Origin of the sequence: Anaerococcus sp. HMSC068A02, from assembly GCF_001811125.1 — a bacterium.
Lineage (GTDB): Bacteria > Bacillota > Clostridia > Tissierellales > Peptoniphilaceae > Anaerococcus > Anaerococcus vaginalis_C.
In genome coordinates this window covers 41,289-64,470 of the sequence record NZ_KV803771.1, presented here as the reverse complement: position 1 = coordinate 64,470, position 23,182 = coordinate 41,289, and the positions used below count along the sequence as shown (strand labels likewise).

Sequence of the window (23,182 nt, the reverse complement as noted above, 5' to 3'; positions counted from 1 at the left end):
TTTTTTTTTTTTTTTTGAAAATTACCTAAATAATTATGACTTGTTATCCACAAGTCTAGTTTTTTAGCCATAAATAGCACATGATTTTTAAGCAGTAAAATTATTGCCACATTTTTTCCTGTGCATTGCTAAAGTATCAGCCTACATTTTTTCTTAAATAAATTAGTATGTCTTTAGGATTTTGATTTAAGCATGGAAAAATTTCTTTGAAATCATCTTATTTCAAAAAATTAATTTAAATTTTAAATCGTCCTAAAATATTTATTTAGAATTTAGACAATTCTAAGTTTTCTTAATTATATCTAAAAAAAAATTTTTAGTCAACACATTTTTTACATATTTTTAAAAACTTAATATATATTTAAAAATATTTGAAAGCTCAATTTTCTACAAATAATTTTAAATTTTTTTGTTTATTTATTCTTATAAAATTATTAGCTTATCGTTGAAAATTTCTAATTTTTTATAAGTAGTGTAAAAATATTTCTTAAATATTTTTTCAACAGAAAATGAATGATAGTGAATTTATTTACGGAAAAAAATTTTCCAAATATAAAAAATTAATTTTAGGCACAAAAAAAACTTGGAAATTTCTTCCAAGTTTTTTGATTTTTCTTTATTTTTTATTTTCTTATTGTTTTTATTATTTTTGATATTACAAACAATATCAAAAGAAAATCTATTATCAAAAATCCTAAGTACAAATAGTTTGTGATTTTTACATTTTTACTTATTTGGGTAGTTTGGATTTCATCTTGTGCTTGTTCTTCTTTTTCTTCTAGTCTTTTTGCGTTTACTAGAAGTCTTTTTGGCCTTGGCCATCTAAATGGGTGGCAAGTTAGAAGGGTAATAATGTCTTCTCCTTCTACAACTTTTAATTTTTCCCAATCATAAGGTCCTATTACTTCTTTTGATGAAACTTCGTATGTTAGGGTTTTTTCTGCTCTTTTTATATAAATTTTATCGCCTTGTACTAAGTCATCTGCGTACAAAAGCATGGTATCTCCCCACCAGCCTCTGTGACCTGCAAGGACACTTCTTGTTGATTTGCCTCCGATTGGAATTGATGTTCCTGAAACTTGTCCAAGTCCCCAAGCTATATGCTCATAGCTTGCATCAAGATAGATTGGGATTTTTTTGTTTAATTTTGGTATTTCGATATAGGCAAATATATCATCTTGATTATTTAAAATATTTACTGAGCCAAGATTTTTGCTTGTAAATGGATCAACCATAGATATATCGGATTTTTTTACTATTTCGTTATATTCTTTGGCTTTTTCTTCTATTTGGTCAAATTTTTCGTCTTCTTTTTGGGCTTTTATTATTTTTTCTATTTTATATTTGTTTTCTATGTTTGAATAGATTCTTTTTGAAAATGGAAAGGCAAGTGTTATCAGTCCAAAAAGTATTAATATATAGCCAAAGATTTTAATTTTCTTTTTCGCTGAGTTTTCTTTCAATGTCTATTACCTCCATTTTTATTTTCTTTGAATATCTTTTTTCTCTTAGATATACCATTATTGTAAATAATAATATTGGCAAGAGTACTAAGAATAATTGGAAGAAATTTGGTTTTAGTCTTGGTGTGTTTGCTTTTCCGTCGTCTATGGCTTGGGTATATGGAATCCTATATCCTCTTACCAAAAGCCTATGGGAATTTATCATATAAGGTGTACAGGTTAAAAGGGTCGCATAATCTTTTTTTTCTGAAACTAAAATCGGTTCGAAGTTTGATGGTTCGACAACTTGGATTTTGTCGACTTTATATGCCAAGGTTTCTTTTATATTATGGATATAAAATATATCGCCTTCTGTCATTTGATTTAAATTTCTAAATAAAAGTGCGTTTGGTAGTCCTCTGTGGGCTGTTATAACTGTGTGGGTTGATTCGCCACCTATTGGAAGGGATGTTCCTTCCAAATGGCCTGCTCCTTTTTCCAAAACGTCATCGCTTGTTCCTGCATAAATTGGAAGATCGACTGCGATTTTTGGGATTTCTATATGTCCCAACATTTCGTGAACTTCTAGCATTTTTGCGTATTCTGCTTTGGCATCTTTTACTTTTTTGTCGTATGGGTCTACAAGTTTTGATGGATCAAGAGTTTGGTTGTAAATTCTTGCAAGCTCCATCCTTCTTTCTAATTCTTTTTTATCGATTTGTTCTTTTTCTTTATTAAAAATAACAATCTCATCATTGGCTTTTATTTCATAAAATTTTTGGCTTATAAAAGGATATGAAAAAATCAAAAAGCCTACTAGAAATATTAGTAAAAAGGGAAGATTTTTCTTTATATTAATCTTTCTTTTCATTATCTTCACCTATCTTGTCTAATTTTTCTTTGATTTGGTCAATTTTACTTGATGTTTTTTTATTTTCTTTCCTTAGTTTTCTAATTCTCCATAAAAGTATGATTATTATAATTAGGGCTATGAAGAATAAAATTCTAAATATCCAATTTGTTTTATTTTCTTTTATCAATTCTTCATCTACACTTTCTACGTATTCTACTCTGTGTCCTCTTACTAAAAGTCTGTGGGAATTTATCATAAAAGGTGTGCAGGTCAAAAGGGTCGCATAATCATGGCCTGGTGCTATCATTAAATCTTCAAAATTGCTTGGCTCTATGACTTTAATTTGGTCAACTTGGTAGGCTATAGTTTTTTCTATATTATGAATATAAAATTTATCTCCTACTTCAAGCTCGTTTAAATTTGTAAACAAAGTTTTTTCTGGAAGACCTCTGTGAGCTGTTAGGACTGTGTGGGTATTATTTCCACCGATTGGAAGAGATGTTCCTTCCAAATGCCCTACTCCTTTTTGCAAAACATCTTCGCTGGTTCCTGCATAGATTGGCAAGTCTTGGTTTATTTTTGGAATTTCAATATGACCGATCATTTCCTCAACTTCAAGCATCCTAGCATATTCTTTTCTACCTTCTTTGTATCTTTTTTCAGTGAAAGGATCATTTGTAGGACCTCCTGACAAGGAGTCATTATAGGCTTTGGCAAGTCCCATTCTTCTTTGGATTTCTTCTTTATCAAGTTTTGATTTTCCTTGATTAAAAACTTCAACTTGATTGTTCGATTCAATCCTATAATAAAATCTGGATATAATAGGATACAATAAAATTAATATTCCTATCAAAAATATTAATTTCCACACTATATTCGTTTTTTTTGATTTTTTCTTTTTATTTTCCATTTTATCACCATAAATTTTTTATAAATCTTTCTTACTAGATTTAATCTTACACCAAAAATACTTATTAATAAAGGCTTTTTTCTAGAAATTTGAAAATCTATAAAATTTTTATGGACATTTTCTCAATTTTGATTATCTATATATGAAAGGAGCGATAATATGAAGCTAAGAATTAAATTCGATGTAAACGAAGGACAAGAAGTAAAGAAAGTTTCTAGAACATTTTCAAATCTAGATGATGCTCTAACTAATGACGAGCTTAAAAATTTTGCCAATGCTTATATAAAGCTAAGCGAAACAGATTCATATAGTTTTGAAAAAATCACTGAAGAAGTTATTTAATTAAAAGAAAGGAGATAATATGCAAACAAAAAAACTAAAACTATCTTTCAAAGATGCCTTGGGCAAAACAAAAATGGTAAGTATAGACCATCCAAAAGCAAATTTGAATGACGAAATTGTAAAAGCACAAATGGGAGAGATGATAAATTCAAAAGTTCTCCAAACAAAAGAAGGTAAAATCACAACTATGAACAAAGCCTATATGGAAAATATTTCAAGAGATGATTTTACACTAGCATAAGATAAAAGACGGGTTTTCCCGTCTTTTCTTTTGCTCTTTTTTATAATAATTTTTATATTAAATTCCTTTTACTTTAATTTTTCTATCGCCAAATCTCTTTTAGGCGAATTTTTTTTATTTTTTTGCATTTTATCTGATTAAACTTTTTCCAAAATTTTTACTAGAATTATGGTGTCGACAAATACAGGCGATCGCAGTTAGGAAAATTTAATGAAAATATGTATAGAAAATTTGGATGCGATTATTGAAAAATATCAACCTCTTTTGCTTTCTATGGCAAATAGGTTTGATATTTTTGACAAAAATGAGGCTTATATTATGGCAAGGGATATGGTTTTTGAAATTATAGAAGATTTTGATGCTAAGAAGGGGTCTTTTGGTGGATATTTGAAATATAGGCTGTATTTTTATTTTTTGAATGAGTGTAAGAAAGAAAAAATTTATTCTTTAAATTCTAAGGATATGCAAGGTGTGGAAATTATAGAAAAAATAGATGATGATATTTCGATTGAGGATGATTTTGTAAGAAAAATCGAAATAAAGGAATTGGAAAATGCTATTAAATCTTTAAAAAAGCAAGAGAGGGAAATTTTGTATTTGAAATATGATAAAAATCTTCCTCACAAGGAAATAGCAAGACTTTTGAATCTTTCTCCTAAATCTATAACAAATTATCATTACCTTATTATTAAAAAACTTAGGAAATATTTTGAGAAAGAGGATTTGGTTTAGTCTATTATTGACTAAAGAATTATTTTGTTGTACACTTAATGTCTAGAGAAGTCTTTCTTCTTTAAAGAAAGGAGGATTTATGGACAAAGTTGTTGCAATTCTTCCAACTATAATCAAGGGAGTTGGGATTGGATGTGAAGTTTATACCAACAAAAAAGTTTTTGTTGATAGGAGATCTTGCGAAGTTTTTTTGAAACACATGGCTTGTGAGAGATCTATTTCTGTTAAACTTATGCACAAAAATATCAGGGAAATTTTAAAGGTTTCTAGGAATTTACCTTATTGCATCGATGCTTTTAATGTGTTTTTTCCTTTTAAGATTAACCAAACCGAAAATGACGATTTTAGGCGTGGTTTTGTTAATTGTTATTATGTAAAGGATATTAAAAACTCAACTATAATTCTTAAAAATGGTATGACTCTTTCAAGTCTAAATAGGGATAGGGCTCTTAAAAATAATTTCAACAATGCAAGCAAGATTATGTATATGAAATTTGTAAGAGATATGGCAAAGATGAGAAGATCTATGGATTTCATTGATGAAATTGCTTTGTGATTTTCTTATTATGGAATTTGAAAATTCGCGTTAAAAAAGGGCTGTTGCAAAAATGAATAAGTCATTTTTTGCAACAGCCTCTTATTTTTTTATTCTCCCATTGCTTCTTTGTCTACAAATAGGTAGCAGTTTGGATGAAGTGATAGGAAAGATGCTGGGAAAGATGGGGAGATTTCTTTACCTTCTATTAATTTTTTAACTACATCTTTTTTATTTTTACCGCTTGCTACAACTATTAGGGTTTTGGCATTAAAAGCATCTGCCATTCCCATTGAAATAGCGTATTTTGGTACATCATCTTTTGATTCGAAAAATCTTGAGTTTGCTTCGATGGTTGCATCTGCTAATTTTACTATTGATGTTCTTTTATTTAAAAATTCTCCTGGTTCGTTGAAAGCTAAGTGACCATTTGGTCCAAGTCCTAGAACTTGCAAATCTCTTGTTCCAAAATCGTCTAATAATTTATTGTATTCTTCTGCGTATTTTTCATCGTTTGTGTCTGCTTTTGGTAGGTGGGTATTTTCTTTTTTGATATTTACGTGGTTAAATAAATTTTCATTCATAAAATATTGGTAGGATTGTTCATTTTCTGGACTAATTCCTACGTATTCGTCTAAATTTATTGTTTTTGCCCAATGAAAGGAAATTTCTCCTTCTTTTTGAGCTTTTATTAGGTTTTTATATAATCCGATTGGGGATGAGCCTGTTGCAAGTCCTAATTTTGATTGAGGTTTTTCTTGCAAAATGCTTATAAAAAGATCGGCTGCTTTTTGTGATAATTCTTCGTATGATTCTGAAACTATTACTTTCATTTTTTCTCCTTTTTATTTTTTATGCTATATTTTTTGCTCTTAGGCTTTGGATATAATTTATTTTGCCTAAGTTTTGATATTAGTATTTTACTGGACTTTTAGATTTTTAAAAGATTTTTCCTTGCCCTAATTTTTAAATGAATGGACTGGAGCGGGGATTCTTCCTCCCCTATTTACAAATTTTTCTGCACTTGAATTATTTATTTCCATAATTGGAGCATAACCCAAAAGTCCTCCAAATTCTGCAAATTCTCCTTTTTTCTTGCCATAAACTGGAATAACTCTTACGGCTGTTGTTTTTTGATTTATAACTCCTATAGATGCCTCATCCAAAATCATAGCAGAAATTGTTGATGCTGGTGTATCGCCGGCAATTGCAATCATATCAAGTCCAACCGAACAAACTGATGTCATGGCTTCAAGTTTGTCGAAAGTCAAATGTCCAGCTTGGGCAGCTTTTATCATGCCTTCATCTTCGCTTACTGGAATAAATGCTCCAGAAAGTCCTCCGACTGATGATGATGCCATAAGTCCACCTTTTTTAACTGCATCATTTAACATAGCAAGGGCAGCTGTTGTTCCGTGTCCTCCAACATTTTCAATTCCAATTTCTTCTAAAATTCTTCCAACGCTATCGCCAATTGCTGGAGTTGGGGCAAGTGATAAATCCAAAATTCCAAATTCTTTTCCAAGTCTTTTTGCAACATCACGACCTATCAAATCTCCCATTCTTGTGATTTTGAAAGCTGTTTTTTTGATTGTTTCGTAAACCTCGTTGATTGGTTTTCCCCTATCTTTTTCAAGGGCAGATTTTACAACGCCAGGACCTGAAACTCCTACGTTTATAACTGTATCGCCTTCGCCTACTCCAAGAAAAGAGCCAGCCATAAAAGGATTGTCTTCGACCGCATTTGCAAAGGCAACAAATTTTGCACAGCCAAGTGAATCTTGGTCCTTGGTTAATTTCGCCAATTCTTTGATTTTTTCTCCCAAAAGTTTTACCGCATCAAGATTAATTCCAGATCTTGTTGAACCAACATTTACAGATGAACAAACATAATCAGTTGTAGATAAGGCATGAGGAATGGAATTTATCAAAATTTCGTCAGATTTTGTCATAGATTTGTGAACAAGGGCAGAAAATCCCCCAATAAAATCAACGCCAACTTCCTTAGCAACCTTATCCAAAACTTCTGCATAAGGCGTATAATCATCAATTTTTGAGCTTGCCGCAACCAAAGAAATTGGTGTTACAGAAATTCTATTATTAATTATAGGAACACCATAAATTTCTTGGGCAAGTTTTGTAGTTTTGATAAAATTTTCAGTTTCTTTCATCATCTTGTCATAAATTTTTTGGCATGATTTTTTATAATCACTATCTGCACAATCAAGAAGAGATATGCCCATGGTTATGGTTCTAATATCAAGGTGTTCTTGGTCGAGCATTTTTATAGTTTCAATAATTTGCTTTGTATCCATATTAAATCCTTGCCATCTTATCAAAAAGATCTTCGTTTTGAAGTCTTAGTTCAAGACCAATTTCTTCGCCCAATTTTGTCAAATCATCCTTTATTTTTTCAAAAGATTCGTTTGCATTAGTCAAATCAACGTTAATGATTCCCACAAAATTTTTCTCCATTATAGTTTGGTTAAAATCTAAAATATTCATATTATATTTATAAAGTAACTCACTTACCCTATACACTATCCCAGGTTTGTCGTTTCCAATTATGGTTAAAATTGCTTTCATAAAAATCTCCTTTTATTTTCTTACAAATATTTTAGCACATTAGCGAAAATATTGAAATTTATTTATAATTTTTGAAAATAATTTCAAAAAAATAAGGACTAAAAATAAAATCTAGAAAATTTTAACTTGCACTTTAAATTTTTTAAAAATTTATCGAAAGCAAATTTAAGATAAGATAATTTTGGACAAAAAAAATCCTGCTTTATGCAGGACTTTTTTTGAAAGATTCTAATTTTTGTTTTTTTATATTTTCGTGTTTATTTTTTACTTATTAATAGTTAAAGTTTGCAACTTCAAAGTATTCTTGTGGATGTTTACATGCTGGACAAAGTTTTGGAGCTTTTTTGCCTTCGTAGATATATCCACAGTTTAAACATTTCCATTTAACTGTTTCTTCTTTTTCAAATACTTTTCCACTTTCGATATTATCATGTAATTTTTGATATCTATCTCTGTGAGCTGCTTCAACTTTTGCGATTTGTTCCCAGCTTCTTGCGATTTCTTCAAATCCTTCTTCTCTTGCAACTTCTGCAAATTTTGGATACATATCTTCAGCTTCTTCGTTTTCTCCGCCGATCGCACCTTCAAGATTTGTTAATGTATCATGATATACAACTGGAAATGCTGTATATTCTGGATTTAATTCGATTGCATCTAATTTAAATTCTTCTTTTAAATATTTATAGAATACTTTAGCGTGTTCTTGTTCGTTTCTTGCTGTTTCTTCAAAAATTTCTTTGATTTGAACATATCCTTCTTTTTTAGCAATTTTAGCTGCTATTGTGTATCTCATTGTTGCTTGAGATTCACCTGCAAATGATGTAATTAAATTGCTAGCTGTTTTTGTTCCTTTTAATTCTGGCATATATGTACTTCCTTTCTACGTATTTTTTTACCGTTTCGTCTTTACACTTTATAGTATATCTTTTTATTTTAATTTGTCAAGAATGATTCTAAAGTTTTAATCATTCTAAATAGTGATTTTTATTATCATTATCAATTTAGAAATGTTTTCTATTATTGAGACTTTCTATTTTATTACTTTTAAAGTTTCGACTTATTTAGATTTCAAAATATTTTTGTAAGCAAACTATAAAATTATATTGCGCTATTTAAGGATTAAAGGTAAGCTTTTAGTTTTATAATTTTTTGCTTTTTAATTTTATTTAATTAATTATTTACTTTATTTATTAACTATATTAGCAAAATAAATTTCCCATATTATTCCTTTTTGGGTATAATTTATCCAAAGGAGGATTTGTAATGAAAATTGATTTTAATAATGTCGACTTATCAAATCTCAATTCTTATAAGGAAAAAAGTCTTGATGCTTTTTCTTCTTTAATGAACAAAGACGGAGAAGGCAATGACTTTTTGGGTTGGATTGATAGGCCAAATAACCTAGATATGGAAGAATATGAAAGAATTAAAAAAGCTAGCAAAAAAATCCAAAACAATTCTGATTGTTTGGTAACTATTGGTATAGGCGGATCTTATCTTGGTACTAAGGCGGTTGACTATGCTATGAAAGGATATTTTCCTAAAAATGATAAGACTGAATTAATTTATGCAGGTCATCAAATTTCTGGGGAATATTTGCATGAACTTCTTGATTATCTAAAGGAAAAAGAATTTTCTATTAATGTAATTTCAAAATCAGGTACTACTACTGAACCTGCTATTGCCTTTAGATTTGTTAAGGAGCTTTTGGAAGAAAAATATGGAAAAGAAGAGGCTAAAGAAAGGATATTTGTTACAACTGATAGGCAAAAGGGAGCTTTAAAAGATTTGGCTAATAAGGAAGGCTATGAAACTTTTGTAGTTCCTGATGATATTGGGGGAAGATTTTCTGTAATTTCTGCGGTTGGTCTTTTGCCTTTGTGTGTTGCCGGAATTGACATTGATAAATTTGTCGCTGGATTTAAAAAAGGAATTGAAAATTATACTGTAGATTCTTTTGAAGAAAATAAGGCTATTCAATATGCGGCTATTAGAAATATGTTAAATGAAGATGGCAAAGACCTTGAAGTTTTGGTAAATTATGAGCCAAAATTAAAATATGTTTCTGAATGGTGGAAGCAATTATTTGCTGAAAGTGAAGGAAAAGATGGTAAGGGAATTTTCCCAGTTTCTGTAAATAATACAACCGACCTTCACTCTGTTGGTCAAATGATTCAAGAAGGCAAGAGAAATTTATTTGAAACTGTTTTGAAAGTTCAAAATGCCAATAAGGACCTTACTATTATGGAAGATGAAGAAAATCTTGATGGTCTAAATTATCTTGCTGGCAAAAAAATGTCTTTTGTAAATGAAAAAGCAATGGAAGGGACAATAATTGCCCACGTTAAGGGAAATGTTCCAAATATCTTATTGACAATTGATGATGTTTCAGCTGAAAGTTTGGGAGAATTATTCTATTTCTTTGAAATAGTTGTTGGAGTAAGTGGATATATGCTAGGAGTAAATCCATTTAATCAACCAGGAGTTGAAGAATATAAATCTCAAATGTTCAAATTATTAGGAAAACCAGGATATTAAAAAAATTTAAAAATTTTATAATGTGTTTTACAAAAAAAGCTGTAGTAATCTACAGCTTTTTATATTATTATTTATCAGAATATTTCAATGCCCCACCCAAAATTCCATTTACAAAATCTCTTGATTCGTATATTTTGTAGTAGGTAAATTTTTTTTCTAGAAGGAGTTTTGCCCTTATCGTTAATTTATCTTGATTGTCATTGGACAATTTTTTTATATATGTTGCATGAACATTTGTGTCTTTGTTTTTTAAATTATCATATACATCGACATAGGAAATATTTGTTACATCAACCTCAACTTCCAATCCATCTTTCGTCCTTTTCTTACTTTTTACATCGACTTTTAAATTGGCAAAGTTGGCCTTCAAAAATTCTTCTTGTTCTTTCTTATCAGATGAATAAGATTTTTTCAAAATGTCCTCTACATTTGTAATCTTATCAAAATATTTTTCTTGTTTTTCATAATCCAAATTTTTAATTGAAGAAACAGCCCTTTTTATAGTCCTTTGTGGTGTATTTATAAATTTTTGATATAAAAACAATGGTATCATTAAAATTATAAAAACAAGTAAGAGCTTGATTAAGCTATCCCTTTGTTTTCTTTTTCTTCTATTTCGCCTCTTATCTTGGATTTTTTTATTATTGTATTTATTTGTGTTTTGTCTGTTTGGCTGGCTTTTTTCCAAAAAAGCCTCGCTTCTTTTTTTCCTTGTCATAATTTCCCCTAAATAATTTTCTTTTAAGCCTATATTATTATATAATCATAGTGGTGATACTATGAAAAAACAAAAAATAATAATAGCAGATCTTATAGCAATTATTTTTACCTTAATTACAATATACTTACCCTTATTTACAAATAAAATAACCTTTACACAAATATATTTTTTGTATATTTGCGCATATTTTTCAGTAATCTTTTCAAATCAAAAGGATAAAAAAGTTTTTTATTTTTTTATTCCCCTTTTGACACTAAGCCTTATACTTATTTTATTAGATAAAGTAGATATTTACAACATAAATGTAGTAAGAAAAAATTTTTTGACTATAATTAATAAAAATTACAAAATTTTACTAGGAATTTTTCTCTTATATATCATAGAAAGATGCTCAACTAAAATATTTGGCTCTTATTTTTCCATGGCAGTTGGAATAATAAGTCTAATTTTATTTTTGCTTATATATAACACAAAATATTTACAAGCTATCGAAAAATATCAAAAATACTTATTTTATATTTTTATTTATTTCTCCTTCGCAAGAATTCTTCCAGCAAAAGAAGTAAATAAGTACCTTTATATAATAACCCTATTGATATTTTTTATAGAAATCCTTGCCATAGACAAATATAAAATTTTTATAGGATTTCACATTTCAGTAGTTTTGATAATTTATTTAATACTAAAAACAAATATTTACGAAGTGAATTTTGAAAAATATTTTTTGAGCGGACTACTCTACCTATTCCCCTTTACGAAAATAATCCTAAATTCCTTCCTAAATCTAACAAGCCCACTGCTACAAATAGCAACAGGACTTGTGGTATTTTTCCTATCTCTTATTTTTTATCAAATAAGATTAGGTTTTTTAGATTATATATTTTTGGGAATCCATAAAAACAAAAAATAAGGGCATTCGCCCTTATTTTATATTTATTTTTTCTATTTTTTCTTTGTAATCACGTCTTAAAAAATATGCACAATATAGGCCTGCCAAAAATTCTGCTATTATAAATGAATACCAGATTTTATCAATATCTCCAGTTTTTTGTCCAATAAGATACATCAATGGCAACAAAATTATAAACTGTCTTAAAAATGGCTCAAAAAGTGCTATGCCTGCACTTGATAGGGATTGGAAAATTGATGCGCATACTATGGAAAATCCTACTGGCAAATATGAAATCGCAACAATTCTAATCATTGGTATTCCTATTTCTTTCATTTTATCTGTAGCTGAAAATAAATTTAAAATTGTCTCTGGAAATACCATAAATATTATCATACCAAAAATTATCATAAGGGTTGCCCACGTGATTGATAATTCTATTGATTTTTTTATTCTCTCTTTGTTTCCCGCCCCAAAATTGTAAGAAATTATCGGAACTATAGCGTTTGATATTCCCAAAACTGGCATAAATTCAAAACTTTGTAGTTTAAACATTACCCCATAAACTGCTATGGCTGATTGGCCAAATCCTGCAAGGATTGTATTTATAAAAAATGTTGCAAAGGATGTGATTGCATTCATCAAAGCTGCCGGAAGCCCTATTGAAAAAATTTCTTTAAAAATCAAATGGGACATTGAAAATCCTTTGAAAGTTAATTTTACTTCCTTATTTTTTACTAAATTTAATAAAAGTCCTATCAAAGCTCCCAAAATTTGCCCAGTAACTGTTGCAATAGCAGCACCTTTAACTTCAAGTCTTGGAAATCCAAAAAGTCCAAAAATAAAAATGGGATCTAAAATTATATTTATAACCGCCCCAATGACTTGGGTAACCATGGTATAAACTGTAAGCCCTGTTGATTGGAGAAGTTTTTCAAAAAATATTTGGAAAAATACCCCCAAAGAAAATAGGCAAACTATGTGAAGATAATCTATACCATAAGAAATAATTTTAGGATCATTTGTTTGCATTTTTATAAAAGGTTCAACAAAAAATATTGCAATAAAAACAAAAATCAAAGACATAAGTGCTGATAAAATTATTCCGTGAACCGCAACACTGCTCGCCTTTTTCTCATTTTTCATTCCCAAATACCTAGACAACAGTGCCGAAACACCAATGGATAATCCAACACTAAAGGCAATAATTATATTTTGAATTGGAAAAGAAATTGTTACAGCCGTAAGAGCTTTTTCTGATAATCTAGCTACAAAAATTGAATCGACAATATTATAAATTGCTTGAACAAGCATGGAAATTATAATTGGAAGACTCATTTCAAACAATAATTTTCCCTCAGGCATTTTCCCAAGTTTTTCTGATTTTACTTCTGCCATCAAAACTCCTTTCTTTAAACAAAAAAAACAGAAAAAATAACGGCAAAAGCCGCTATTTATTCTTCATTTTCAATTTGCTTTTCTCTTCTTATTATACTTTTTTCTACTGTTTTTCTTCTTTTTCTAGAATCATCTTGATCATTTATTAATGGATTTTGAGAAAAACTTAATCTTTCGTTAAAATCGTCAAGCAAGTCTTTATTAATATTATCTATTATAAAGCTATCTGACAATGCTTTTAGCATAAATTTTTTGTCTGGTCTTTTTTCATAGGATTCGCCAAATACCTTATCTTTTATAGCAAGCTCTATTAAATTTACACCTGAAAGATTTGTATAGTAGAAAGTTCTACCTTGTCTTACATTCATTTCCAAACAATAAATTTTTCCTGTCTTAGAATCTTTTTTGAAGTCAAAGTTAAATAAACCATAATAATCTATTTTTTCAACTATTTTTTTTGCAATTTCATAAAATTCTTCATCTTGATAGTCGATTTGAACAAGATGATTGCCAACCCACATATCTCTATGATCTGATAATAAATTTCTAGCTAAGGTCATTGAAACTTTTCCATCATTAGCTCTATATCCATTGAGGGAATATTCGCTTCCATCTACTCCATTTATATATTCTTGGACTATCATATTATGATCGTAGCCTTTTTCAAATATTTCCTTTAAAATATCTATTGCCTCTTGTTTTGATTTTATTTTATAACCCTTTTTCTTATTTTTAAGGTCTAAATCCAAAAATTGTGAATAATCATCAGCTTTTAAAAAAAGGTCGCCATCAAGATCCAACTGATCCAAATTATCCTTATTTATTAGTTGAGTTTTTGGATAAATGATATTGTTTTTATCTAATAACTTATAAAAATTTGATTTTTCTATAAGTTTTTCTCCCATTTCTTTGTTAGGGTATGGAATTTCGTAATCAAATTCTAATCTGTCAAGATTTTTTAAAAGCATTGACATATATTCTTCAGTTGGTACAAAAAAAACTAATTTTTCATCCTTGTGTTTCTTACCTATCTTATTTAAATGTTTTACAAAAACATCATCATCTGTTGAAAAATTCTTTTTTGTATTAATATCAGCAATCTTTGAATCGACAAAAGGTACTAATACTGCACTGCCAGCTACAATAGCTTTTTTTGAAAAAGCTTCATAGAAACTTCTTGCCACGGAGTAAGAATTGGAATCTGTTCCCAAGATTAAAGCATTAAATTTTTCCATTATTAATAAAAAACCTCCTAAATCATAAAGTTTTAAAATATTTTATTCAATATACAAAGAAAATAAGGGAAATAATCGTCATTAGACTTAAATCCAATGATTAAATTATAACCCTAATCTTCTAAAATATCTATTTAAAATATTGACTCTAAAGATTTATTATCTCTTTCTTCATCTAATTTTTCAATAAATTCTTCGAAAGATACGTCTTTTGTTTCTTCTCCATCCCTATTTCTTACTGTTAATTTTCCAGAATTTTCTTCGTTTTCACCTACTACTAGCATGTAGTTTGTTCTCATAAGTTGGGCTTGTCTTATTTTATATCCCACTCCCTCACTTCTGTGGTCAACTTCTACTCTGTAGCCAGCTTCTTTGATTTTTTTAGCCAAATCATCTGCGAAATCTGCAAATTTATCTGATACTGGAATGATTGCAATTTGTTTTGGATTTATCCAAAGTGGGAATCTTCCTGCAAATTGTTCTGTAACTGAACCAATAAATCTTTCGATTGATCCAAGAAGGGCTCTGTGAAGCATTACTGGTCTTTTCTTTTCGCCATTTTCGTCTATATATGTTAGGTCAAAGTTTTGTGGTAATTGGAAATCTAGTTGGATTGTTCCACATTGCCATGTTCTTTTTGCTGCATCTTCTAAGTGGAAGTCAATTTTTGGTCCGTAGAATGCCCCATCTTTTGGATTTATTGTATAATCAATTCCTCTTTCAATCAAAGCATCTTCTAGGGCTTTTTCTGCAAAATCCCATTCTTCAATTTTTCCCATAAAATCATCTGGTCTTGTTGATAATTCTATTTTATATTTAAAGCCAAATGTTGAATATAAAAGATCTGCAAGGTCGATCATTTTAAATACTTCATCTTTTACTTGGCTTGGAAGACAATAAACGTGAGCATCATCTTGAGTAAATGTTCTTACTCTGAAAAGTCCATGAAGGGCTCCTGACAATTCATGTCTGTGAACTTGACCATATTCTGCAAGTCTAATTGGAAGATCTCTGTATGAATGTGGTTCTTCTCCATAAACTAAAACTGATCCAGGGCAGTTCATTGGTTTAACTGCATAATTTTCCCCGTCAATTTTTGTAAAATACATATTTTCTTTGTAATGATCCCAGTGACCTGATCTGTGCCACAATTCTTCGTTCATAATAAGTGGAGTTTGAATTTCGCCGTAACCATTTTCAGCTAAAACATCTGTCCACCAATTTAAAAGCTCATGTCTTAAAATCATTCCGTTTTCTTTAAAGAATGGGAATCCTGGAGCTTCATCGTGGAAAGAAAATAAATTCATTTCTTTACCAATTTTTCTGTGGTCACGTCTTTTAGCTTCCTCTTGAAGTTCAATGTATTCATCTAATTGTTTTTTCTTTTCAAAGCTTATACCATAAATTCTTTGAAGCATTTTTCTATCAGAATCGCCTCTCCAATAAGCACCAGCTATAGAATTTAATTTGATTGCCTTGATTGATTTTGTTGAAAGAAGATGAGCTCCCTTGCAAAGATCAACAAATACATTATCGCCCATTTCATAAAGAGTAATAATTTCGTCTTCTGGCAAATCTTCAATTAATTCAACCTTGTATTCTTGGTTTTCTTTTTTGAAATATTCCAAAGCCTCATTTCTTGAAATTTCTTTTCTTACCATTTTCAAATCTTTTTTGGCAATTTCTTTCATTTTTTCTTCAATTTTTGGAAGATCTTCTGGAACAAATCTGTGTTCAAGATCTATATCATAATAAAATCCGCTTTCAATTGCAGGTCCAATTGCAAATTTTGCATCAGGCCAAATTTCTTTAATAGCAGCAGCCATCAAATGACTTGTTGTATGCCAAAAAATTTCTTTTCCTTCTTTGTCTTCAAATTTTATAACCTTAAAATCAGAATCTTCATTTATAGGTTCAGCATAGCCCATAACTTTTCCATTAACTACAGCACCCAAAGCTGATCTGAATAAGCCTTCGGAAATATCTTTTGTAACATCTCCAACACTTACGCCTTTCTCATATTCTTTTACACTTTCATCAGGTAATTTAATTTTTATCATTTTCTCACTCCTTAAAAATTTTTATCCACACTTTCTTAAATTTCAGAAAGATTTAGTAACAAATTTCAAATAAAGCACAACCATTAAATAAATTTATAAGATAGAATTTAAAATTTTTAAATAAAAAAGACACACCATCCCAAAGGACGATGTGTCGTGGTTCCACCTTAATTTATACTCATTAATGTTTTAAGGCAGGTCATGCCTTTCGTATTAGCGAAAATATCAGGGGTGGTCTTGGGGATAATCTTAATCAAAAGCTCTCAGCAAACACTTTTTCTCTGTAAAAAAAGTAAAATCCTTACTCTTCCCGTCATCTATCTATTTTTTCTTATAAATCTATGTTACTAGCAAAATATTTTTTTGCAAATTTATTTTTAAAAAATTTTATTTTTAAATTCTTTTAAAAATTTTTTCAGATTTTTTCAATAAAAACAAAATAATTTTCATTTGCCTATGAATTTTTATTTAAAAATTAAGAGAAAATTGTTAAAATTTTCTAATATGTGATATAATACTTATAAGAAATAAGAAAGGAATTATTATGGATTTTACACCTTCTCCAATTAAAAGAAAATTTATAAAAGATGAAGCCTATGACCTTATTTCAAAAAAAATCATTTCTGGCGAATTAAAACCTAAATCAAAAATTCGTATAAATGAATTGTCTGAGGCCCTGGGGATTTCTAGAACTCCTGTTAGAGAGGCTATTTTAAGGCTTGAAGATGAGGGGCTTATTTTGTCAAAGGCAAACAGATGGACAATGGTTGCTCCTATCGATGTTGATGAAACTTTAAATATTTATCCTATAATTTCTAGTTTGGAAAAACTTGCTTTGGAGCTTGGATTTGAAAATATTAATGATGAAATGATAGAAAATCTTGAATATATTAATGAAAATATTAAAAAAGTTCAAGACAAAAAAAATCATATAAAAATTTTAGAATTAGACCAAGCTTTTCACAAAGAAATTATTGATCTTGCACAAAACAAAGAAATCGAATCTTTGCTTGATGGTTTAAAAAGAAAAGTTTCTAGGGTGGATATTTATTTTTTTGAGGATGATAGCCACAAGATGTCAAGTTTTGATGAACACGCAGAAATTATCAAATTTTTGAAAAAAAGAGATTTGGATAAGGCTTTAAAGGCTGTTGAAAAAAACTGGGCAACCACTATGTCAAGTCTTGAAGATATTGATTTTTCAAATGATGAAGATGAAGAGCTGTTCTAAATTATTTGTTTCATTTTAACTAATTGATATGATTTAATTTTTATTGGATTTATGTTTTAAAATAATATGGAATTTTTAAATTTTACATATTGCCTTTTCTTATTTTTGTTTTAAATTTTTGTAAAATGGCTATAAATAGGATAGGAGGCTTGTATGAAAATTAATGGCGACAATTTAGTTTCTATATCCACTGCTAACAAAAATTTTTCAAAAATTGCAAGGCTTGCTGACAAAAAAGGTTCTGCTGTAATTTTGAAAAATAACAAGATTAAATATATTGTCCTTCCTTACAAGGAAGTTAAAAAAGAGGAAATTTTTCCTGATGAAAATATTGAGGATCTTGCTCAAAGACTAATTGAAAAAATCAAGGACGAATACAATATTCAATTAAAACTTGATATTGAAAATAATTAAAAAAATTAGAATTTTCTTAAATTTTTAGGAAAATTCTTTTTTTATAATGATAAAAGGAGTTTTTATGTTAAAATTTATGAAAAAATTCCCAGGAGGGCTTTTGCTTATTCCTATGTTGATTTCTGCAATTTTTTATACTTTTTTTCCAAATTTTTTTAATGTTGGTACAGTTTCTGGGACTTTTTTTACAAAAAATGGGATAAATTATATTCTCGGTTTGATTTGTTTTTTGTCTGCAACTTCTCTTGATTTGAAAAATTTGAAAAATATCATCAGAAAACAAGGCTCTATCCTTTTATTAAAATTCATTATTTCTCTTATTTTTGGAATTTTGTTTGTTAAATTTTTTGGACTTGATGGAATTTTTGGAATTTCTGCTCTTGCTTTTATCACTTGTATTTGTTCTTTAAATCCTGCTTTATATCTTGCTCTTTCTTATGATTATGGGGACAAGGATGATATTGCAGCTTTTTCTCTTGCAGAAATTTTGTGTATGCCCGCTTTTCCTATTTTGATTTTTTCAATTTCAAAAAGTTCTGTAATTGATTGGACCCCTCTTATTTCGATTTTAATTCCTTTGATTTTTGGTATAATTATTGGAAATTTTGACCGTCAAATGGCTGAATTTTTTTATCCTGCTATTAATATTTTGACTCCTTTTATGGGCTGGTCTTTTGGTTCTGGTATAAATTTAATTAGCGCTTTCAAGGCTAGTTTTCAAGGGATTTTTATAAGTATTTTATTTTATATTTTAACTTTGCCTATATTATTTTTCTATGAAAGAAAAATTTTAAAGGAGAATGGTATAACAAGTATAGGAATTTCATCTATTGCTGGTCTTTCAACTTCTGTTCCAGAAATTTTGGCTAATAGCGACCAAAGTCTTTCAGCTATTTCTCAAACTGCAACGGCTCAAATCGCTCTTGGTGTTTTACTTACAAGTTTTTTTACTCCTTTTATTATGGGAAAATTTGCAAATAAACTTATGTGTGATAATGAAAATTAAAGATAATTTCTATTTAAATTTTTAAGTGATATAATTATATAGAAAAATAAAATAGGTAGAGTAGGGTTAAGGCGTTAAGTGCTAGAAAATGGGATGTTGTTTCTAGACGAAAGATTTTAACCTGCATCCGCTACATCATTTCCTATGATGGCAGACTACCAAATAGGAGGAAAAATGAAAAATTTAAAGAACATCAGAACTTTGATTTTGCTATCTTTTTTTATGGCATTATCAATTGTAGTTTCAAGATTTTTTTCTATAACTACAGTAAGTCAAAAAGTTGGACTGGGTTTTATTGTAACGTCAGCTATGTGCTCGATTTTTAATCCATCACTTGCTGTTTTTGCATCAATAATTATTGATGTAATTTCAAATTTAATTTTCCCAACAGCTGGAGGATTTTATTTTCCCTTTGTTACAACAAAAATTGCCACAGCCCTAATCTATACTTTCTTTTTTTATAGAAAAGAAATCACAAGAAAAAATATTGTATTTGCTACGATTTTAAACTCTCTTATAACCAGTTTATTTTTAAATACCCTTTGGACTAGCCAACTTACTGGCAATCCATTTATGGCACAATTTGCTGTGAGAGTTCCGACGATGGCAATAAATTTCGTATTTCACACCATAGTTTTGTTAATAATTTTGCCAAAACTTGCAAAAATTTTAAGAATAGAGATAAAAAAATTGGGAGCACAACCAGAAAATGCTCCTTACTAGGAGAAATTTATGAAATTATTTAAAATAATAAGTTTAATATTGGCAATTGCCTTTATATTTTTTGGATTCAATATTTATTTTAAGAAAAAATATAATTTTATAAATAACTTTGAAAAAGATTATAAAAACGGATTAAAAGATGAAAAATATGCAAAAAAAGTAGGATTGATTGAATTAATATTAGGAATAAGTTTCTTTATATTATTCCTAAGTTTATAGAAATTTATGCAAAGATTAAAGCAAAAAAAGACAGGAAGCGCAATTCCTGTCTTTTTAAATGCATATAACTTGTTAACTTCTATACACTTTCATTATACAAGTTAAAATTAGAAAATCCATTTTGAAATTTCCTATTTTTTAAATAATTCTTGTGATAAAATATAAATGATGTTTTGCTAACATCTCCATAATTTAAAAAGGAGGTGAGTATTATGCATCTTAAAAATATATTAGTTTCAATTATTCTTAGCGTTATAGCAAATTTTATCTATGATTTTATTTGCAAATGGCTTGACGATAAGAATTAAGCAAAACATTAAGCCACAAAAAAAGACAGGAGTGCGATTCCTGTCTTTTTTAATGCATCTTATACATTAGTTTCTTTACACTTTCATTATACAAGCTAAGAATTTAAAATCAATTATTTTTTTAAATTTCCTATTATTTTTGAATTATATCCAAAGTTTCAGCGTCAAGTTCTACATCGTCTCCGCCAACAACGTCGATTTCGTAAACTGTTTTTCCTTCATCATTTACATCTAATTCATAGGATTTTACAAATCCCTTGTTGTTTTCAAGTGCTTTTTTAATAGCTTCTTTTGAATCTTTTATTTTTGTAAGATCGATAGCTTTTTTATCACTAGAATCATCTTCTTTGTCTTGTTCTTTTGACAAAATTTCTCCGCTATCAGCATCTATTTTTGCTTCATATTCATCATTTCCATTAAATCCTTTGATGTCATAAGCATATTTTCCATTATCTTCATCAAATTCAAGAGATGAAATTTCTATCTCATCCGCCTTAAATTCTTCTTTAAATTTTTTAACAGCATCATCAAGTGAGATTTTAAATTCTTTATCTTCAATTCCTGTTGTCATCTCATCTTTTTTGTCTTCAGCCTTGTCTTTAACTGAATTTACTTCTTCTGAAACTGCTGCTTTTGTATTGCTTACAGCATCTTTTGCGTCTTCCTTTGCATTTTTTGCATTTTCTCCAGAACAAGCTGAAAGTAAAAGAGCAAGGGCAAGAGCAGATGCTCCATATTTTAAATTTTTATTAAATTTCATTTTTTTCCTCCATATTTTAAAATTTATACAGTCTTAATATACTGCTTTTAAAAAATTAAACAAGTTTTGATATTTTTTTAATAATATTTATTTGCTTTTCTATTTTATTGATTTATATTTTAGAAAATAAAAAAGCAGGTCATTTTGACCTACTTAATTAATGATTGGGGATTATAAGATGTTTCATAATAGAATTTATCTGCTCTCGCATAAGAAATTGTATATTCTATCATTATATTTTCTATATCAAAACTTTCTCTTTGAATTTTTAAACAAGGACTCTGGCTTTTCATATTTAAAGCTTTTGCCTTTTCATTTTCTACGCTTGATACTGAAAAACTTTCCTTAACTTGGTAGATTTTTGTATTAAATAATTCATCAAATATATCATAAAGGGCTTTTTTTGATAATAATTGTTTATTTATTTTTGAAAATCTTTTGTAAGGAATAATTGTTGTTTCATACATCATTGCTATGTCATCAGCAAGCCTAAGCCTATCAAATTTAATTATCTTGTCATCTTTTTCCAATTTTAACAATTTTTTTAGCTCGCTATTTGCTTCTTTTATTTCAAAATTTATAACAATTGATTTTGGCTTTTTGCCATTTCTTTTTGTTTGTTCAGTAAAAGAATAATAATTTGAAAGATTTTGCCTATTTTGTTCTCTAACAAAAGTTCCTTTTCCTTGAATTTGATAAAGCATGCCAGAATTTACCAAAGAGCCAACTGCATTTCTTACAGTTGTTCTTGATACATTGTAGTCTTTACAAAGTTGCCTTTCTGATGGGAGCTTGTCTCCTTTTTCCATAAAGGAAATTTTTGTGATCAACTCATCTATGAGTTTTGAGTAAAGAGCTGACATAATTTTTTATTCTCCTTAATTTTTATAATCGTGGATTGTAACGCCCTTTACAACCCTGTTTACTGTGTGTGTTCTTGATGGATTATCTGGAGTATTTCCTACTCTAAGGCTGGTTACTAAGGCAATTATTTGTCCAATAATTATATAGGCAGGGCAAAGATATACATCATCTAATCCATCCTCTTCAAATATCAACTCATAATCCCTATCTAATTTTGAATTTGAAATTCCTATTATTTTTTTTGCTATTTTATCATTTGCTATTTCATCTAAAATATCTAAATCATATAATCTTGTGTAAGGATTTGATGAAACAAAAGAAATTACAAGAGTATTTTCATCAACAAATGATTTTGGACCGTGCCTAAATCCCATTGATGATTCCCAAATTGTTGCTACTTCTCCAGCTGTTAATTCTAGAATTTTTAATCTTGCTTCTTTTGTTAATTTTCCCAAAGGACCTGATCCAAGATATACAACCCTATTAAAATCAAAATTTACTAAATTTTCAATTTCTTCCAAGTTATTATAAATTTCTTTTCCAAGTTTTGAAATTTTTTCTACGATTTCTTTTTTATTTTGTGTTTTTGTATCAAAAATCAATAAAGTCGCAAGCAACATTGATGAAAATGAATTTGTCATAGCAAATCCTTTATCATTTGTTATTTCTGGTTCCAAAAATACATAAGAATTTTCATCATCTTTCAAAGCTTGAGCAAGTTTTCCTTCTTTTGCACAAGTTATAGGCAAATTATAAAAATCATCTACGATTTGCTTGCCCAGTTTTACAGCTGCAAGAGATTCTGGGGAATTCCCACTTCTTGCAAAAGAAACCAAAAGTGTTTTTTTATTTTTTTCAAAATGTAGGTAAGGAGCTGAAACCAAATCTGTTGTTGCAACTGATTCGAATTCAAATTCTCCATGAGTTTTCAAATAATCAAGGGCAATGTTTCCAACGTATTCACTTGTTCCTGCCCCTGTAAAAATAACCTTACAATCTTTGCCAACTTTTTTTAAAAAATTTTCTATATCATTTTTTCTTTTTTCGTATAAATTATAAACTTCAAGCCATGTATCTGCTTGATTTAAAATTTCTGTGTAAGTGTATTTAAAATCTTTTTCTTCCAACTTACTTTCATCTAAAAGCATTACGCCCTCCTTCATTGGTAGTAACCA

General features: G+C 28.8%; 25 protein-coding genes and 1 riboswitch. Of the genes, 11 read left to right on the top strand and 14 right to left on the bottom strand.

The genetic code is table 11. The features are described from left to right. Window positions 1–623 precede the first annotated feature (623 nt). From HMPREF2782_RS07520 to HMPREF2782_RS07510, 3 genes are read right to left on the bottom strand one after another with little or no spacing between them, the layout of a single operon-like run. Window positions 624–1,463 (bottom strand): class C sortase, encoded by an 840-nt coding sequence (locus HMPREF2782_RS07520; RefSeq protein ID WP_070641961.1) that lies wholly within the window; start codon window positions 1,461–1,463, stop codon window positions 624–626. Continuing rightward, entirely contained in the window at window positions 1,432–2,313 is an 882-nt protein-coding gene (locus tag HMPREF2782_RS07515; RefSeq protein ID WP_070641959.1) for a class C sortase, read from the bottom strand. Before HMPREF2782_RS07515 ends, HMPREF2782_RS07520 begins: the two co-directional genes overlap by 32 nt. Next, complete coding sequence (locus HMPREF2782_RS07510) at window positions 2,297–3,205, bottom strand: class C sortase (RefSeq protein ID WP_019118768.1); 909 nt, start codon at window positions 3,203–3,205, stop codon at window positions 2,297–2,299. Before HMPREF2782_RS07510 ends, HMPREF2782_RS07515 begins: the two co-directional genes overlap by 17 nt. A gap of 159 nt (window positions 3,206–3,364) precedes the next feature. Here HMPREF2782_RS07510 and HMPREF2782_RS07505 point away from each other — a divergent pair, with 159 nt between their 5' ends. From HMPREF2782_RS07505 to HMPREF2782_RS07490, 4 genes are all read left to right on the top strand, one after another. Then, complete coding sequence (locus tag HMPREF2782_RS07505) at window positions 3,365–3,547, top strand: DUF1659 domain-containing protein (protein WP_004839510.1); 183 nt, start codon at window positions 3,365–3,367, stop codon at window positions 3,545–3,547. A 19-nt stretch (window positions 3,548–3,566) separates the two neighbouring features. After that, window positions 3,567–3,788 (top strand): DUF2922 domain-containing protein, encoded by a 222-nt coding sequence (locus HMPREF2782_RS07500; RefSeq protein WP_004839511.1) that lies wholly within the window; start codon window positions 3,567–3,569, stop codon window positions 3,786–3,788. Window positions 3,789–3,998: 210 nt separating this feature from the next. After that, the gene (locus tag HMPREF2782_RS07495) at window positions 3,999–4,520 is read left to right on the top strand and encodes a sigma-70 family RNA polymerase sigma factor (protein ID WP_070641957.1); all 522 of its coding nucleotides are present in this window, start codon (window positions 3,999–4,001) and stop codon (window positions 4,518–4,520) included. A 79-nt stretch (window positions 4,521–4,599) separates the two neighbouring features. Beyond that, window positions 4,600–5,076: a hypothetical protein gene (locus tag HMPREF2782_RS07490; RefSeq protein ID WP_070641955.1), complete on the top strand. Its 477-nt coding sequence runs from the start codon at window positions 4,600–4,602 to the stop codon at window positions 5,074–5,076. 89 nt (window positions 5,077–5,165) lie between these two features. Here the strand turns inward: HMPREF2782_RS07490 and nagB are convergent, their stop codons facing one another. From nagB to rbr, 4 genes are all read right to left on the bottom strand, one after another. Further along, window positions 5,166–5,888 (bottom strand): glucosamine-6-phosphate deaminase, encoded by a 723-nt coding sequence (gene nagB / locus HMPREF2782_RS07485; protein ID WP_019118772.1) that lies wholly within the window; start codon window positions 5,886–5,888, stop codon window positions 5,166–5,168. 126 nt (window positions 5,889–6,014) lie between these two features. Continuing rightward, on the bottom strand, window positions 6,015–7,370 hold the full coding sequence (locus tag HMPREF2782_RS07480; RefSeq protein WP_070641953.1) for a PFL family protein: 1,356 nt from the start codon (window positions 7,368–7,370) through the stop codon (window positions 6,015–6,017). 1 nt (window position 7,371) lies between these two features. Continuing rightward, complete coding sequence (locus HMPREF2782_RS07475) at window positions 7,372–7,641, bottom strand: ACT domain-containing protein (protein ID WP_004839516.1); 270 nt, start codon at window positions 7,639–7,641, stop codon at window positions 7,372–7,374. Window positions 7,642–7,912: 271 nt separating this feature from the next. Beyond that, window positions 7,913–8,506, bottom strand: a complete 594-nt coding sequence (gene rbr, locus HMPREF2782_RS07470) for a rubrerythrin (RefSeq protein ID WP_070641952.1) — start codon at window positions 8,504–8,506, stop codon at window positions 7,913–7,915. Between the two features lie 398 nt (window positions 8,507–8,904). On the opposite strand from rbr, the gene HMPREF2782_RS07465 reads away from it, so the two are divergent. Next, window positions 8,905–10,179: a glucose-6-phosphate isomerase gene (locus HMPREF2782_RS07465; protein ID WP_070641950.1), complete on the top strand. Its 1,275-nt coding sequence runs from the start codon at window positions 8,905–8,907 to the stop codon at window positions 10,177–10,179. Window positions 10,180–10,246: 67 nt separating this feature from the next. Here HMPREF2782_RS07465 and HMPREF2782_RS07460 read toward each other — a convergent pair whose 3' ends face one another. Beyond that, window positions 10,247–10,897, bottom strand: coding sequence for a hypothetical protein (locus tag HMPREF2782_RS07460; RefSeq protein ID WP_070641948.1), 651 nt, complete (start codon window positions 10,895–10,897; stop codon window positions 10,247–10,249). Between the two features lie 61 nt (window positions 10,898–10,958). On the opposite strand from HMPREF2782_RS07460, the gene HMPREF2782_RS07455 reads away from it, so the two are divergent. After that, window positions 10,959–11,810 (top strand): hypothetical protein, encoded by an 852-nt coding sequence (locus HMPREF2782_RS07455; protein ID WP_070641946.1) that lies wholly within the window; start codon window positions 10,959–10,961, stop codon window positions 11,808–11,810. A gap of 12 nt (window positions 11,811–11,822) precedes the next feature. Here the strand turns inward: HMPREF2782_RS07455 and HMPREF2782_RS07450 are convergent, their stop codons facing one another. The 3 genes from HMPREF2782_RS07450 to thrS form a co-directional block, all read right to left on the bottom strand. Beyond that, on the bottom strand, window positions 11,823–13,187 hold the full coding sequence (locus HMPREF2782_RS07450; protein WP_070641945.1) for an MATE family efflux transporter: 1,365 nt from the start codon (window positions 13,185–13,187) through the stop codon (window positions 11,823–11,825). A 56-nt stretch (window positions 13,188–13,243) separates the two neighbouring features. Further along, a complete protein-coding gene (locus tag HMPREF2782_RS07445) occupies window positions 13,244–14,422 on the bottom strand; it encodes a carboxylate--amine ligase (protein ID WP_070641944.1) in 1,179 nt (392 codons plus the stop codon). A gap of 134 nt (window positions 14,423–14,556) precedes the next feature. Continuing rightward, window positions 14,557–16,482 carry a threonine--tRNA ligase gene (thrS, locus tag HMPREF2782_RS07440; RefSeq protein WP_070641942.1) on the bottom strand — a complete coding sequence of 642 codons (1,926 nt, stop codon included), beginning with the start codon at window positions 16,480–16,482 and terminating at the stop codon, window positions 14,557–14,559. A gap of 544 nt (window positions 16,483–17,026) precedes the next feature. Here thrS and HMPREF2782_RS07435 point away from each other — a divergent pair. From HMPREF2782_RS07435 to HMPREF2782_RS07415, 5 genes are all read left to right on the top strand, one after another. After that, window positions 17,027–17,713 (top strand): GntR family transcriptional regulator, encoded by a 687-nt coding sequence (locus tag HMPREF2782_RS07435; protein ID WP_070641940.1) that lies wholly within the window; start codon window positions 17,027–17,029, stop codon window positions 17,711–17,713. 153 nt (window positions 17,714–17,866) lie between these two features. Then, a complete protein-coding gene (locus HMPREF2782_RS07430) occupies window positions 17,867–18,127 on the top strand; it encodes a prevent-host-death protein (RefSeq protein ID WP_004839526.1) in 261 nt (86 codons plus the stop codon). A 64-nt stretch (window positions 18,128–18,191) separates the two neighbouring features. After that, entirely contained in the window at window positions 18,192–19,133 is a 942-nt protein-coding gene (locus HMPREF2782_RS07425; RefSeq protein ID WP_070641939.1) for a 2-keto-3-deoxygluconate permease, read from the top strand. 54 nt (window positions 19,134–19,187) lie between these two features. Further along, a riboswitch (THF riboswitch) is annotated at window positions 19,188–19,268 on the top strand. Window positions 19,269–19,307: 39 nt separating this feature from the next. Then, window positions 19,308–19,856 carry a folate family ECF transporter S component gene (locus HMPREF2782_RS07420; protein WP_070641938.1) on the top strand — a complete coding sequence of 183 codons (549 nt, stop codon included), beginning with the start codon at window positions 19,308–19,310 and terminating at the stop codon, window positions 19,854–19,856. A gap of 9 nt (window positions 19,857–19,865) precedes the next feature. Then, window positions 19,866–20,075 (top strand): DUF3784 domain-containing protein, encoded by a 210-nt coding sequence (locus tag HMPREF2782_RS07415; RefSeq protein WP_070641936.1) that lies wholly within the window; start codon window positions 19,866–19,868, stop codon window positions 20,073–20,075. Between the two features lie 441 nt (window positions 20,076–20,516). Here HMPREF2782_RS07415 and HMPREF2782_RS07410 read toward each other — a convergent pair whose 3' ends face one another. The 3 genes from HMPREF2782_RS07410 to HMPREF2782_RS07400 form a co-directional block, all read right to left on the bottom strand. Then, window positions 20,517–21,143, bottom strand: a complete 627-nt coding sequence (locus HMPREF2782_RS07410; protein ID WP_070641935.1) for a PepSY domain-containing protein — start codon at window positions 21,141–21,143, stop codon at window positions 20,517–20,519. 149 nt (window positions 21,144–21,292) lie between these two features. Continuing rightward, a complete protein-coding gene (locus HMPREF2782_RS07405; protein WP_070641933.1) occupies window positions 21,293–22,006 on the bottom strand; it encodes a GntR family transcriptional regulator in 714 nt (237 codons plus the stop codon). Between the two features lie 15 nt (window positions 22,007–22,021). Next, window positions 22,022–23,155: an SIS domain-containing protein gene (locus HMPREF2782_RS07400; RefSeq protein WP_070641931.1), complete on the bottom strand. Its 1,134-nt coding sequence runs from the start codon at window positions 23,153–23,155 to the stop codon at window positions 22,022–22,024. Between the last annotated feature and the right edge of the window lie 27 nt (window positions 23,156–23,182).